Genomic DNA, 12,002 nt, shown 5'->3' with positions numbered 1-12,002 from the left:
CTACAAGATGAGGAATGCACCATGTCCATCCGCCTGTCCCAGACTGCCCACGCCCAACAGTTTCTCGAAGAAGCCAGCGGTAACCTCAATGACGCGGGCAACCCGCGCACCAAGGCGCTGATTTACCGAATCCTGCGCGACACCGTGAACATCATCGAAGACTTGGAAGTGACCCCGGAAGAATTCTGGAAGGCGGTCAACTACCTCAATGAACTGGGCAAAAACCAGGAGGCCGGCCTGCTTGCCGCCGGCTTGGGCCTGGAGCATTACCTGGACCTGTTGATGGATGCCGCTGACGAGGAGGCGGGCAAGTCTGGCGGCACGCCGCGCACCATCGAAGGCCCGTTGTACGTGGCCGGTGCGCCGCTGTCCAAGTACGAGGCGCGGCTGGATGATGGTAGGGACGACGCGGTGCCGTTGTTCATGCGCGGGCAAGTACGCGATACCGAGGGCAAGCCGTTGGCAGGGGCGATTGTCGATGTGTGGCAGGCCAACACGGGCGGGACCTATTCGTGGTTCGACCCGGCGCAATCGGAATTCAACCTGCGTCGGCGCATCGAGACCGACGCCCTGGGCAACTACCGTTTTCGCAGCATCGTGCCTTCAGGCTACGGCTGCCCACCGAGCGGGCCGACGCAACAGTTGCTCGACCAGCTGGGGCGCCACGGGCAACGGCCGGCGCATATCCACTTCTTCATCTCGGCGCCGGGGCACCGGCACCTGACCACGCAGATCAACCTGTCGGATGACCCGTACCTGCATGATGACTTTGCCTATGCCACCCGGGATGAACTGATTGCCGAGATTCGCTTCAGCGACGATCCGCAACTGGCGCGCGAATTTGGCGTGCAAGGGCGGTTTGCGCAGATTGATTTTGACTTTGAGTTGCAGGTGGCGGATGCGCCAATAGAGCAGCAGCGCATGCAACGAGTCCGCGCCCTCGAAGACTGATCTGTGGGAGCTCCCTCGCCACAGCAAGCGAGCTCCCACATTGGTTTTTTGGTGATTTAGTTATTTGCGCACGACCAGGTCCAACACCTCATCCCGGTCTTTGATCTTCTGCAGCACTATCTCCGAGCGGATATCCATCACCCCCGCCGTGCGGTTCAGATGGTTCACGATAAAGTCCGAAAAGTGCTTGAGGTTGCGCGCCTGCACCCGCAGCACATAGTTGCTGGCGCCGGTGATTACATAGGCGCTCGCCACCTCCGGCCAGCCTTGCACCTTCTTGATAAACGTCTCATGCCAGTCCTCCACATCCTGGCGCAGCGACAGGTGCACGATGGCTTCCAGCTCGATTCCCAGCTGTTCGGCGTTCAATACCGCGCGGTAACCGCTGATGATTCCCTCGCTCTCCAGCAGGCGCAAACGGCGCAGGCATGCAGACGGCGACAGCGCGACTTTTTCCGCCAATTCCTGGTTGCTGATGCGGCCATCCTGTTGCAGGAAATGCAGGAGGCGCAGGTCGGTAGCGTCGAGAATCATGCTTGGAAGATATCCGCGTGTTTGGAGGTTAAATTCGAATTTTCTACAGCTTAAATAGACGTTTGCCCACCACTTTGCACGAAAATTCTCTAAAAGTTCGTTCATTATTTGGTCCATCCTCACTTATAAAAACCAGGACGACCCATGACCACTCGAAGCCATTGCCAAGCCCTCGACGCCCAGGACCCGTTGGCCCACCTGCGTGCCCAATTCGCCTTGCCCGAAGGCGTGATCTACCTCGATGGCAACTCCCTCGGCGCTCGCCCGGTGGCGGCGCTGGAGCGGGCACAACAGGTGATCGCCGAGGAGTGGGGCAATGGCTTGATTCGTAGCTGGAACAGCGCCGGCTGGGCGGATTTATCCCAGCGCCTGGGCAATCGCCTGGCGCCATTGATTGGTGCGCGTGAGGGCGAGGTGGTGATCACCGATACCACCTCGATCAACCTGTTCAAAGTGCTCAGCGCCGCCTTGAGTGTGCAGCGCCAACGTACACCTGCGCGCAAGGTCATCGTCAGCGAAGCGAGCAACTTTCCCACCGACTTGTACATCGCCGAAGGCTTGGCCGAATTGCTGCAACAAGGCTATTCCTTGCGCCTGGTGAACAGCCCGGCGGAACTTCCCCAGGCTATCGATGCGGACGTGGCGGTGGTGATGCTCACCCACGTCAACTACAAGACCGGCTATATGTACGACATGGCGGCCCTGACCGCGCTGAGCCACGAGTGCGGCGCGCTGAGCATCTGGGACCTGGCGCATTCGGCGGGCGCGGTGCCTGTCGACCTGCATCAGGCCAATGCGGATTATGCGATTGGCTGCACCTACAAATACCTCAACGGCGGACCGGGCTCCCAGGCGTTTGTGTGGGTCAACCCGGCGTTGGTGGATGTGGTGCGCCAGCCATTATCGGGTTGGTTCGGGCATACCCGGCAGTTCGCCATGGAGTCCACCTACGCCCCCAGCGCCGGCATTGCCCGCTACCTCTGTGGTACGCAGCCGATTACCTCGTTGGCCATGGTGGAATGTGGCCTGGAGATTTTTGCCCAGACCGACATGGTGCGCCTGCGGACTAAGTCCCTGGCCTTGACTGACCTGTTCATTGCGTTGGTCGAAAGTCGTTGCGCCGCCCACGGCCTGGAGCTGATCACCCCGCGTGAACACACCCGGCGCGGCAGCCACGTCAGCTTTGAACACCCCGAAGGTTACGCGGTGATCCAGGCCTTGATCGCCCGAGACGTGATCGGCGATTACCGTGAGCCGCGGATCATGCGTTTTGGTTTCACGCCGTTGTACACCAGCTTTACCGAAGTGTGGGACGCCGTGGAAATTCTCGGTGAAATTCTCGATAACGCTACGTGGGACCAAGCGCAATTCAAAGTGCGCAACAGCGTTACTTAAGGGCAACACAGATCAAATGTGGGAGCTGGCTTGCCTGCGATAGCGTCGGTGCATTCACTACCGTTATCGCAGGCAAGCCAGCTCCCACAGGTTCAGCGTCAGCCACTATCACAATAATAAAGGGGCACACCAGTGACCACGCCAGACAACGGCTTTGCAGAGATTACCCACCGTGAACTGGGCCTGAGGCGCCAGCTCACTTCCGGCCAGATGAGCATGATCGCCATCGGTGGCGCCATCGGCACCGGGCTGTTCATGGGCAGCGCCTACGCCATCGGTTATGCCGGGCCGAGCGTGCTGGTGAGCTACGCCATCGGCGCTTTGATCACCTTGCTGCTGATGGGCTGCCTGGCGGAGATGACGGTGGCCCATTCCACCTCCGGCTCCTTTGGCGCTTACGCCGAGTTCTACATCAGCCCGTTGGCCGGGTTCCTGGTGCGCTATGCCTACTGGGCGGCGATTGTGCTGGCGGTGGGGGCCGAGGTCACGGCGGTGGCTATGTACATGAAGTACTGGTTCGCCAACGTGCCGGAGTGGGTGTGGATCGTGTCGTTTTCCAGTGTGCTGATCCTGCTCAATGCGATCAGCGTGAAGACCTTCGGCAACTTCGAATACTGGTTCTCGACGATCAAGATCAGCGCCATTGTCGGTTTCATCATCCTGGCGGTGTATGTGGTGTTCGGCTCCGGTAACCCTGACTACGGGGTGCAGAACTACACGGCCCACGACGGCTTTTTCCCCCATGGCTTGAGTGGCATGTGGATCGCGGTGATCGTGTCGATCTTCAGCTACCTCAGTGTCGAGATGATCGCCGTGGCCGCCGGTGAAGCCGCCGACCCGGAGCAGGCAGTGAAGAAAGCCTTCCGCGCTACCATCGTGCGGCTGGTGGTGTTCTATCTGCTGACCCTGGCGCTGATGCTCGCCATCGTACCGTGGAACCAGGCCGGCCAGGCCCAGAGCCCGTTTGTCACAGTGATGCAGACCATCGGCATTCCCGGTGCCACCGGGGTGATGAATTTCGTGATCCTGATCGCGGCGCTGTCGGCCATGAACAGTCAGCTCTACATCACCACGCGCATGATGTTCAGCCTGTCGCGCGCTGGTTTTGCGCCCAAGTCCATGGGCGCGCTGAGCAAGAACGGCATCCCGCTCAACGCATTGCTGCTGTCCAGTTCGGGCATTGCCCTGGCGACGTTGCTCAACGTGGTGTACCCGGAAAGCTCGTTCACCCTGATGATGGCGATCTCGATGTTTGGCGCAATCTTCACCTGGTTCATGATCTTCCTCACTCACCTGTTTTTCCGCCGCTATCGCAAGCGTCATGGCGGGGCGAAGTTGTCGTTCCAGTTGCGCCTGTTTCCCTACAGCACGTTGCTGGGGTTGGTGCTGATGGGGGCGGTGATGATCACCACCTATTTCACCGACGCCTTCAAGATGACGTTGGTGTTTGGCGTGCCGTTCCTGCTGATCTTGTCGGCGGTTTACTACACCTTCTTCCACAAACGCGCATCATCTGTAGGAGCGAGCTTGCTCGCGAAGAACCCGAGAGCGCCGCGTTAAACCTGATAGCTCGCGTTATCGTTGGCGATCTTCGCGAGCGAGCTCGCTCCTACAAGGGGGGGCGGTGAGCGCAGCGAGTAATGTGCTGACGTAACCGGGCAGTTGCTCGAACGAGCGTGCGCATAACAACAGTTTGCGGCAGGCCCATTCTTCTTGCAGGGGGTGGGCTTTGAAGCGCCGTGCAGGTGGCCAACGGTCCAAGGCGGCCTGAGGCACGATGCCCAGGCCCGCGCCGCCGGCGACCATGCGAATCACCCCATCAAAACCGTCGGCGCGAATGCGCGTCTGCAAGCGAAAGCCCGCGTGCAGTGCCTGTTCTTCCAGGTAAACCGCCAACGCGCTGTTGGCCGCCAGGCCCACGTAGTCGTATTGCAAGCTCTCGATAAAACTCGCGCTGGTCAACGGGTGGTCCAGGGGCATGATCAGCACCAGCGGGTCGTCGCGAAACGCCAGGGTCTGCAAGCCGTGGGTGTCTACCGCATCGGAAATAATCCCCAGCTCGGCGGTGCCCTGGCGCAAGGCGTGGGTGATGCGCAGGCTGGGCAATTCTTGCAGGTCGATATCGAGGTTGGGGTGCTCGCGCAAAAACTGAGCGAGCAGTTCAGGCAGGTACTCGCTTAGAGCGGTGGTATTGCACAGCAGGCGTACCTGGCCTTTGACGCCATTGGCGTATTCGGCCAGGTCTTGCTGCAGATGGTCGGCCTGCTGCAACAGCAGGCGGGCATGCCGCGCCAGGGCTTTGCCCGCGGGTGTCGGGGTCACGCCACGGCGGCCGCGCTCGAGAAACGCGATGCCCAGTGAAGACTCCATGGCTCGGATGCGTGCGCTGGCGGCAGCCAGGGACAGGTGGCTGCGGGCCGCGCCGGCGGTGATATTGCCGGTGTCCAGGATGTGCAGGTAGAGGCGCAGGTCGATGAGGTCAAAGTGCATGAAGTTTCCCAGTGACTGGAAGGGCCTCATCGCAGGCAAGCCAGCTCCCACACTTGAATGTATTCACAATTCCAAATGTGGGAGCTGGCTTGCCCGCGATAGCGACATCAGCCTCACACAAAACAAGAGGCTGGCTCAGTATATGGCGAATTTTCAGCCACTCTCCAGCCCTGCACAATCGGTGCATGAATACCTTCCTCGCGTTCTACCAAAACCTCGGCCCCGCCCTGACAGCGCTGGTCATCACCACCTTCCTGCTGGCCGGTACGGTGAAGGGCGTCATCGGCCTGGGCTTGCCCACTGTAGCCATGGGCATGCTTGGCCTGGCTATGCTGCCGGCGCAGGCTGCGGTATTGCTGATCATTCCTTCGACGGTGACCAACCTCTGGCAACTGTCCTTTGGCGGGCACTTGGGTGCCTTGCTCAAACGCCTGTGGCCGATGCTGTTGCTGATCTTCCTCGGCACCGGGCTGGGCACCTTGTGGCTGGGCATGGGTAGCGGACCTTGGGTGGTGCGTGCCCTGGGCGCGGCTTTACTGGTGTATGCGCTGAGCGGGTTATTCCTGCCAACCTTCAAGGTTGCGCCTCGAACCGAGCGCTGGCTGGGCCCCTTGTGCGGGGTGATCACCGGCATCATTACCTCGGCCACCGGTGTCTTCGTGATCCCGGCGGTGCCGTACCTGCAAGCGCTGGGCTTGAGCCGTGATCAGTTGGTGCAGGCGCTGGGGCTGTCGTTCACCGTGTCGACGTTGGCACTTGCCGTCGGGCTGGCCTGGCGCGGGGCACTGGGCGGCGGTGAAATGGGCGCGTCATTGCTGGCGTTGGTGCCGGCATTGCTGGGGATGTGGCTGGGTCAGGTGGTGCGCCGACGCATCAGTGCGCTGTGGTTCAAACGTGGATTTTTCACCGGCATGGCGTTGCTGGGAGGCCATTTGTTGCTGGCTGGTTAATAATGAGCGGGCACGTGTCAGCCGATAAATGAAGGACCGCCCGTGAAAGCCCGTTCCGATGAGCTACAGATCTTCGTCAGCGTGATTGAATGCGGCTCGATTTCGGCCGCCGCCGAAAAGGTCGGGCAAACGCCATCGGCAGTCAGCCGCACCTTGTCGCGCCTGGAAGCCAAACTCGACACCACCTTGATCAACCGCACCACGCGGCGCATGGACCTGACCGAGGAGGGCAAGTACTTCTTCGAGCAGGCCAAGCTGATCCTGGCGCAGATGGATGAGCTGGAAGAGCGTCTGTCATCGCGCCAGAAAAAACCGGCCGGCCGCCTGCGTATCAATGCCGCCGTGCCGTTCATGCTGCATGGGGTCGTGCCGTACATTGCCGAATTTCGCAGCCTCTACCCGGATATCCAGTTGGAGCTCAACAGCGATGATTTGATCATCGACCTGCTAGAGCAAAGCACCGACATCGCCATTCGCATCGGCGCCCTTGCCGACTCGACCCTGCATGCGCGTTTCCTGGGCAGCACGCCGCTGCATGTCCTGGCCAGCCCCGGCTACCTCAAGCAATACGGCACGCCGACGACCGTTGCCGAGTTGGCTGATCACACCTTGCTGGGCTTCACCCACACCGAGACCCTCAACCACTGGCCGCTGCGTCACGGTGAAGGTGACCGCTGGCTGATTCAGCCCAGCGTCAGCGCCTCCAGTGGCGAAACCGTGCGCCAGTTAGCGCTGCAGGGGCAGGGCATTTGTTGCCTGTCGAATTTCATGACCGTCGCTGACATCGACGCCGGCCGCCTGGTGCCCATGTTGGAGGTGTTCAACAGCGGTTATCGCCAGCCGATCCACGCGGTGTTCTATCGCAACTCGCAATTGGCGCTACGCATCCAGTGCTTCCTGGACTTTATTCAGGCCAAGCTGGCGCGGTATGCGCGCTGATTCGTGACCTGAGCGCAAGAGTGAATTGGGCCGCACGGGCTTATTCGGCAGCCGTGGGGGCTGGATACTGGGCGCATCACTTACCCAGTCAGGAGCAACCTCCATGAATGTATTCGTTACCGGTGCAGCAGGGTTTATCGGCGGTTCGATCGCCACCGGCCTGGTCAACGCCGGCCATCACGTCACCGGCCTGGTGCGCAGCGCCGAACAAGCCGCTGAACTGACCGCGCTGGGCATCACGCCGGTGGTCGGCACCCTCGACGACGCAGCGGTATTGACCGAGCAGGCGCAGAAGGCCGATGCGGTGATCAACGCCGCCAGCAGCGACCACCGCGGCGCCGTGCAAACTTTGCTGGCCGCCTTGAAAGGCTCGAACAAGCCGTTCCTGCATACCAGCGGTTCGAGCATCGTCGGCGATGCGTCGGGCGGTAAAGCCAGTGAAGTCATCTACTTTGAAGACAACCTGCCTGAGCCGACCGTCGACAAGGCTGCCCGCGTGGCCATCGACAACCTGATCCTCGCGGCGGCCAATGACGGCGTGAATTCGGCGGTGATCTGCAACACCCTGATCTACGGCCACAGCCTGGGCGTGAAGCGTGACAGCGTGCAATTGCCGCGCTTGCTCAAGCAGGCGCGCAAAAGCGGGGTAGTGCGCCATGTGGGCAGCGGGCAAAACATCTGGTCCAATGTGCATATTGAAGATGTGGTCGCCCTGTATCTGCTGGCGCTGACCAAAAACGTCCCGGGTACTTTCTACTTTGTGGAAAGCAGCGAAGCAGCATTCATCGACATGACCACGGCGATTGCCCAAGCGCTGAACCTGGGCGAGCCGCAGGATTGGCCATTGGCCGAGGCTGAGGCCGAGTGGGGGTATGAAATGGCCAACTATGGCTTGGGCTCCAATAGCCGAGTGCGCGGCAAGCACGCTCGTGAGCTGTTGGGTTGGGTGCCCAAGCGTACTTCGGTGGTGGAGTGGATTCGCGACGAGATGGTGTGATGTTCGCTTAGCACCGCGGTGCGGCCTTCGCGAGCAAGCCCGCTCCCACATTTGAATCTATTCACAGATCCAAATGTGGGAGCGGGCTTGTTCGCGAAAGGGGCGACTCGGTATATCGGACCTGACACTTCACTAGCCCCACCCGCCGCAATTCCGTACCATTCCCCGCCTTATCCCCCGCAATTCCCTGGTACTCCATGAACCTCACCCGTCTGCGCGCCGACGCTCTGGCCGGCCTCACCACGTCTTTCGCCTTGCTGCCCGAATGCATCGCCTTTGCGCTGGTGGCTCATCTCAACCCGCTGATGGGCCTCTACGGTGCTTTCATCATTTGCACCCTCACCGCGTTGTTCGGCGGCCGCCCGGGCATGGTCTCGGGCGCCGCCGGTTCGATGGCGGTGGTGATCGTCGCGCTGGTGGTGCAACACGGCGTGGAGTATTTGCTGGCGACGGTACTGCTGGGCGGGTTGATCATGGTCGCTTTCGGCCTGCTGCGCCTGGGCAAGCTGGTGCGCATGGTGCCGCATTCGGTGATGCTCGGCTTCGTCAACGGCCTGGCGATCATCATTGCGCTGGCGCAACTGGAGCATTTCAAGAGCGGTGAAACCTGGCTCAGCGGCACGCCGTTGTACGTGATGACCGGGCTGGTGGCGGCAACCATGGCCATTGTGTATCTGTTGCCTCGTCTGACCCGTGCTGTACCGCCCGCGCTGGTGGCGATTCTCGGTGTGGGCCTGGCGGTGTACCTGCTTGGCCTGCCGACGCGCACCTTGGGCGATATGGCGCACATCGCCGGTGGCTTGCCGACTTTCGCCCTGCCGCAGATCCCCTGGACCCTGGAAACCCTCGGCATCATCGCGCCCTACGCGTTTTTGATGGCGATGGTTGGCCTGTTGGAAACCTTGCTGACCCTCAACCTCACCGACGAAATCACCGAGACCCGTGGTTATCCTGACCGCGAAAGCGTGGCCCTGGGCGCGGCGAATATGGTCTCGGGCCTGTTTGGCGGCATGGGGGGGTGCGCGATGATCGGGCAAACCGTGATCAACCTCAGCTCCGGCGGGCGTGGGCGCTTCTCCGGGGTGTTTGCCGGGGTGATGATTCTATTGTTCATTCTGTTTCTGTCGCCACTGATCGAGCGGATCCCGCTGGCGGCGTTGGTGGGCGTGATGTTCGTGGTGTCGCAACAGACCTTCGCCTGGGCGTCGTTGCGGGTGATCAACAAGGTGCCGCTCAATGATGTGCTGGTGATCATGGCGGTGACGATCATTACGGTGTTCACCGATCTGGCCACCGCCGTACTGTGCGGTATCGTCATCGCCGCGCTGAACTTCGCCTGGCAGCAGGCGCGGGAACTGTACGCCGATGAACACCTGGAGGCCGATGGCAGCAAGCTCTATCGGCTGCATGGCACGTTGTTCTTCGCCTCGACCACGCCGTTTTTGAATCAGTTCGACCCGGCCAACGACCCGGCCCAGGTCACACTGGATTGCCGTCACCTGAGCTTTGTCGACTATTCGGCGATTGCCGCCCTGATGACCCTGCGCGAGCGCTACACCAAGGCTGGCAAGCACCTGCGGGTGCTGCATTTATCCGAGCGCTGCAAAAAACTGCTCAAGCGCGCCAAGGTTCATCACGACTGATTGAGCCCCTGTGGCGAGGGAGCTTGCTCCCGCTGGCGTGCGAAGCGCGCCCAGGATTTTGGGGCCGCTGCGCAGCCCAGCGAGAGCAAGCTCCCTCGCCACAGGGGGAGAGCTGTAGCAGTTACGGGCCGACCAGGTCTTCCAGCTCCTGGGCGCGGGTCTGGGTCATGTCCAGCACGCAGCCTGAGCCGTTTACCTGATCAATCGTGCCGCCGGTGGCGCTGCCTGCGAAGGCGCAGTTGGCGTCGCGGTATTTGATCCACAGGCGCTGCACGTCTTGCAGTTGCTGTTTGCGCGGCCCTTCCTGGGCGGCGAGGGCGGTCTTGTAGGCGCGGTTCAGGCGGTCGTCCTGCACCTTGGTTTGCCGGGCGTTGCAATTGACCATGTCTGCGGTGGTATTGGCGCTGTCCATGCATTTTTTCAAGGCAGGGTTGTCGGCGGCATAAGCGCTGCTGCACAAGAGCAGGACGCTGGCGGCAATTGTGGTGCGAATCATGAGCGGGTTCCTGGGCAATGGATGCGCATTCTATGACTCAAGGGCAGCGACTGAGTTTCCGCCTTCTCTGATCTTCATGTAAGAACACCCCCCGAATTTTCATCCACCCATGTCGGGCATATCCCCAAGCGACAGCGCTTATCCGTGGGCGAAAATTACTTTCATGAAAATTGAAAATGCTCCTCGGGAATGATTTATGAGTTTCACAACCAATTCGACGTGACCCTTTCCGAGGAGTACCGCATGGCCGCATCACCGGGCTTCGGGCTGTTGGCATACGCTGCCATCGCCATCATTGCATTGATCGTGCTGATCGCACGCTACCGACTCAACCCCTTTATCGTGATTACCCTGGTGTCCATCGGCCTGGCGCTGATGGCCGGGATGCCGGCGGACACCATCATGGGCTCGTACGAGGCGGGTGTCGGCAAGACCCTGGGGCATATCGCCCTGGTGGTGGCGCTGGGCACCATGCTCGGCAAGATGATGGCCGAGTCGGGCGGCGCCGAACAGGTGGCGCGCACGCTGATCAACCGCTTCGGTGAGCGCAATGCCCACTGGGCGATGGTGTGTATTGCGTTTCTGGTGGGGCTGCCGCTGTTTTTCGAGGTCGGCTTTGTACTGCTGGTGCCGATTGCCTTTACCGTGGCGCGACGCGTGGGCGTGTCGATCCTGATGGTTGGGCTGCCGATGGTCGCCGGCCTGTCGGTGGTGCATGCGTTGGTGCCGCCGCACCCGGCGGCGATGATGGCGGTGCTGGCCTATAACGCCTCGGTCGGGCAGACGGTGCTGTATGCGATTTTGATTGGCATCCCCACGGCGATCATTGCCGGGCCCGTCTACGCCAAGTTCATCGTGCCGCACATTCATTTGCCAGCGGAAAACCCGCTGGAGCGCCAGTTCATCGAGCGTGAACCGCGTACGCGCCTGCCCAGCTTTGCACTGACCATAGGCACCATCCTGTTGCCGGTGGTGCTGATGATGATCGGCGGCTGGGCCAACGTGATTTCTACGCCGGGCAGCGGTTTCAACCAGTTCCTGTTGTTTATCGGCAACTCGGTGATCGCCCTGTTGGTGGCGACCCTGGTGAGTTTCTGGACCTTGGGCCTGGCCCAGGGCTTCAACCGCGAGTCGATCCTCAAGTTCACCAACGAATGCCTGGCGCCGACCGCCAGCATTACCTTGCTGGTGGGCGCGGGCGGTGGTTTGAATCGCATCCTGGTGGACGCAGGCGTGACCAATGAAATCCTCGGCCTGGCCCATGCGTTTCACTTGTCGCCGCTGGTAATGGGCTGGCTGTTCGCGGCGTTGATGCGTATCGCCACGGGCTCGGCCACGGTTGCCATGACCACCGCGTCCGGAGTGGTCGCGCCGGTCGCCTTGGGCCTGGGTTATCCACACCCTGAATTGCTGGTGTTGGCGACCGGTGCAGGCTCGGTGATCTTTTCCCACGTGAACGACGGCGGCTTCTGGCTGATCAAGGAATACTTCAATATGACGGTCATCCAGACCTTCAAGACCTGGACCGTACTCGAGACCCTGATTTCGCTGGTCGCCTTCGGCCTGACCTACGGTCTGTCCCTTGTGTTATGAGCCTGTAACCCGGA

Annotated in this window: 11 protein-coding genes; 8 read left to right on the top strand and 3 right to left on the bottom strand. The window is 61.0% G+C overall.

Translation table 11 applies throughout. The features are described 5' to 3' along the window. Positions 1–21: 21 nt before the first annotated feature. On the top strand, positions 22–951 hold the full coding sequence (gene catA / locus AC1RAC_RS07970) for a catechol 1,2-dioxygenase (RefSeq protein ID WP_492616476.1): 930 nt from the start codon (positions 22–24) through the stop codon (positions 949–951). Positions 952–1,011: 60 nt separating this feature from the next. Here catA and AC1RAC_RS07965 read toward each other — a convergent pair whose 3' ends face one another. Beyond that, positions 1,012–1,485: an Lrp/AsnC family transcriptional regulator gene (locus tag AC1RAC_RS07965; protein ID WP_003176072.1), complete on the bottom strand. Its 474-nt coding sequence runs from the start codon at positions 1,483–1,485 to the stop codon at positions 1,012–1,014. A 144-nt stretch (positions 1,486–1,629) separates the two neighbouring features. On the opposite strand from AC1RAC_RS07965, the gene kynU reads away from it, so the two are divergent. Together kynU and AC1RAC_RS07955 are read left to right on the top strand one after the other, a co-directional pair. Then, entirely contained in the window at positions 1,630–2,880 is a 1,251-nt protein-coding gene (gene kynU, locus AC1RAC_RS07960) for a kynureninase (protein ID WP_054896989.1), read from the top strand. 132 nt (positions 2,881–3,012) lie between these two features. Continuing rightward, positions 3,013–4,440 (top strand): amino acid permease, encoded by a 1,428-nt coding sequence (locus AC1RAC_RS07955; protein WP_034128766.1) that lies wholly within the window; start codon positions 3,013–3,015, stop codon positions 4,438–4,440. A 15-nt stretch (positions 4,441–4,455) separates the two neighbouring features. Here AC1RAC_RS07955 and AC1RAC_RS07950 read toward each other — a convergent pair whose 3' ends face one another. After that, complete coding sequence (locus tag AC1RAC_RS07950) at positions 4,456–5,370, bottom strand: LysR family transcriptional regulator (protein WP_089042344.1); 915 nt, start codon at positions 5,368–5,370, stop codon at positions 4,456–4,458. Between the two features lie 185 nt (positions 5,371–5,555). Here AC1RAC_RS07950 and AC1RAC_RS07945 point away from each other — a divergent pair, with 185 nt between their 5' ends. The 4 genes from AC1RAC_RS07945 to AC1RAC_RS07930 all read left to right on the top strand — a co-directional run bounded on the left by AC1RAC_RS07945 (position 5,556) and on the right by AC1RAC_RS07930 (position 9,899). After that, positions 5,556–6,320 (top strand): sulfite exporter TauE/SafE family protein, encoded by a 765-nt coding sequence (locus AC1RAC_RS07945; RefSeq protein WP_492616475.1) that lies wholly within the window; start codon positions 5,556–5,558, stop codon positions 6,318–6,320. A 42-nt stretch (positions 6,321–6,362) separates the two neighbouring features. Next, positions 6,363–7,259 carry a LysR family transcriptional regulator gene (locus AC1RAC_RS07940; protein WP_057975038.1) on the top strand — a complete coding sequence of 299 codons (897 nt, stop codon included), beginning with the start codon at positions 6,363–6,365 and terminating at the stop codon, positions 7,257–7,259. A 103-nt stretch (positions 7,260–7,362) separates the two neighbouring features. Continuing rightward, the gene (locus AC1RAC_RS07935) at positions 7,363–8,256 is read left to right on the top strand and encodes an NAD-dependent epimerase/dehydratase family protein (protein WP_198791557.1); all 894 of its coding nucleotides are present in this window, start codon (positions 7,363–7,365) and stop codon (positions 8,254–8,256) included. Positions 8,257–8,453: 197 nt separating this feature from the next. Beyond that, entirely contained in the window at positions 8,454–9,899 is a 1,446-nt protein-coding gene (locus tag AC1RAC_RS07930; RefSeq protein WP_089042347.1) for a SulP family inorganic anion transporter, read from the top strand. 121 nt (positions 9,900–10,020) lie between these two features. Here AC1RAC_RS07930 and AC1RAC_RS07925 read toward each other — a convergent pair whose 3' ends face one another. Further along, positions 10,021–10,395 carry a lysozyme inhibitor LprI family protein gene (locus AC1RAC_RS07925; RefSeq protein WP_054896984.1) on the bottom strand — a complete coding sequence of 125 codons (375 nt, stop codon included), beginning with the start codon at positions 10,393–10,395 and terminating at the stop codon, positions 10,021–10,023. Positions 10,396–10,638: 243 nt separating this feature from the next. Between AC1RAC_RS07925 and AC1RAC_RS07920 the strand changes: the two genes are divergently transcribed. After that, a complete protein-coding gene (locus AC1RAC_RS07920) occupies positions 10,639–11,988 on the top strand; it encodes a GntT/GntP/DsdX family permease (RefSeq protein ID WP_232104138.1) in 1,350 nt (449 codons plus the stop codon). The last annotated feature ends 14 nt before the right edge of the window (positions 11,989–12,002 follow it).

The sequence above is a fragment of the Pseudomonas sp. GW823-FHT02F05 genome, from assembly GCF_058797315.1.
The sequence above is the reverse complement of the archived record's forward strand: the minus strand, read 5'-3'. Positions and strand labels throughout refer to the sequence as shown.

Coding starts and splice junctions, on each gene's coding strand:
- catA (WP_492616476.1), top strand. CDS start 22: ATGTCCATCCGCCTGTCCCAGACTGCCCACGCCCAACAGTTTCTCGAA.
- AC1RAC_RS07965 (WP_003176072.1), bottom strand. CDS start 1,485: ATGATTCTCGACGCTACCGACCTGCGCCTCCTGCATTTCCTGCAACAG.
- kynU (WP_054896989.1), top strand. CDS start 1,630: ATGACCACTCGAAGCCATTGCCAAGCCCTCGACGCCCAGGACCCGTTG.
- AC1RAC_RS07950 (WP_089042344.1), bottom strand. CDS start 5,370: ATGCACTTTGACCTCATCGACCTGCGCCTCTACCTGCACATCCTGGAC.
- AC1RAC_RS07945 (WP_492616475.1), top strand. CDS start 5,556: ATGAATACCTTCCTCGCGTTCTACCAAAACCTCGGCCCCGCCCTGACA.
- AC1RAC_RS07935 (WP_198791557.1), top strand. CDS start 7,363: ATGAATGTATTCGTTACCGGTGCAGCAGGGTTTATCGGCGGTTCGATC.
- AC1RAC_RS07930 (WP_089042347.1), top strand. CDS start 8,454: ATGAACCTCACCCGTCTGCGCGCCGACGCTCTGGCCGGCCTCACCACG.
- AC1RAC_RS07925 (WP_054896984.1), bottom strand. CDS start 10,395: ATGATTCGCACCACAATTGCCGCCAGCGTCCTGCTCTTGTGCAGCAGC.
- AC1RAC_RS07920 (WP_232104138.1), top strand. CDS start 10,639: ATGGCCGCATCACCGGGCTTCGGGCTGTTGGCATACGCTGCCATCGCC.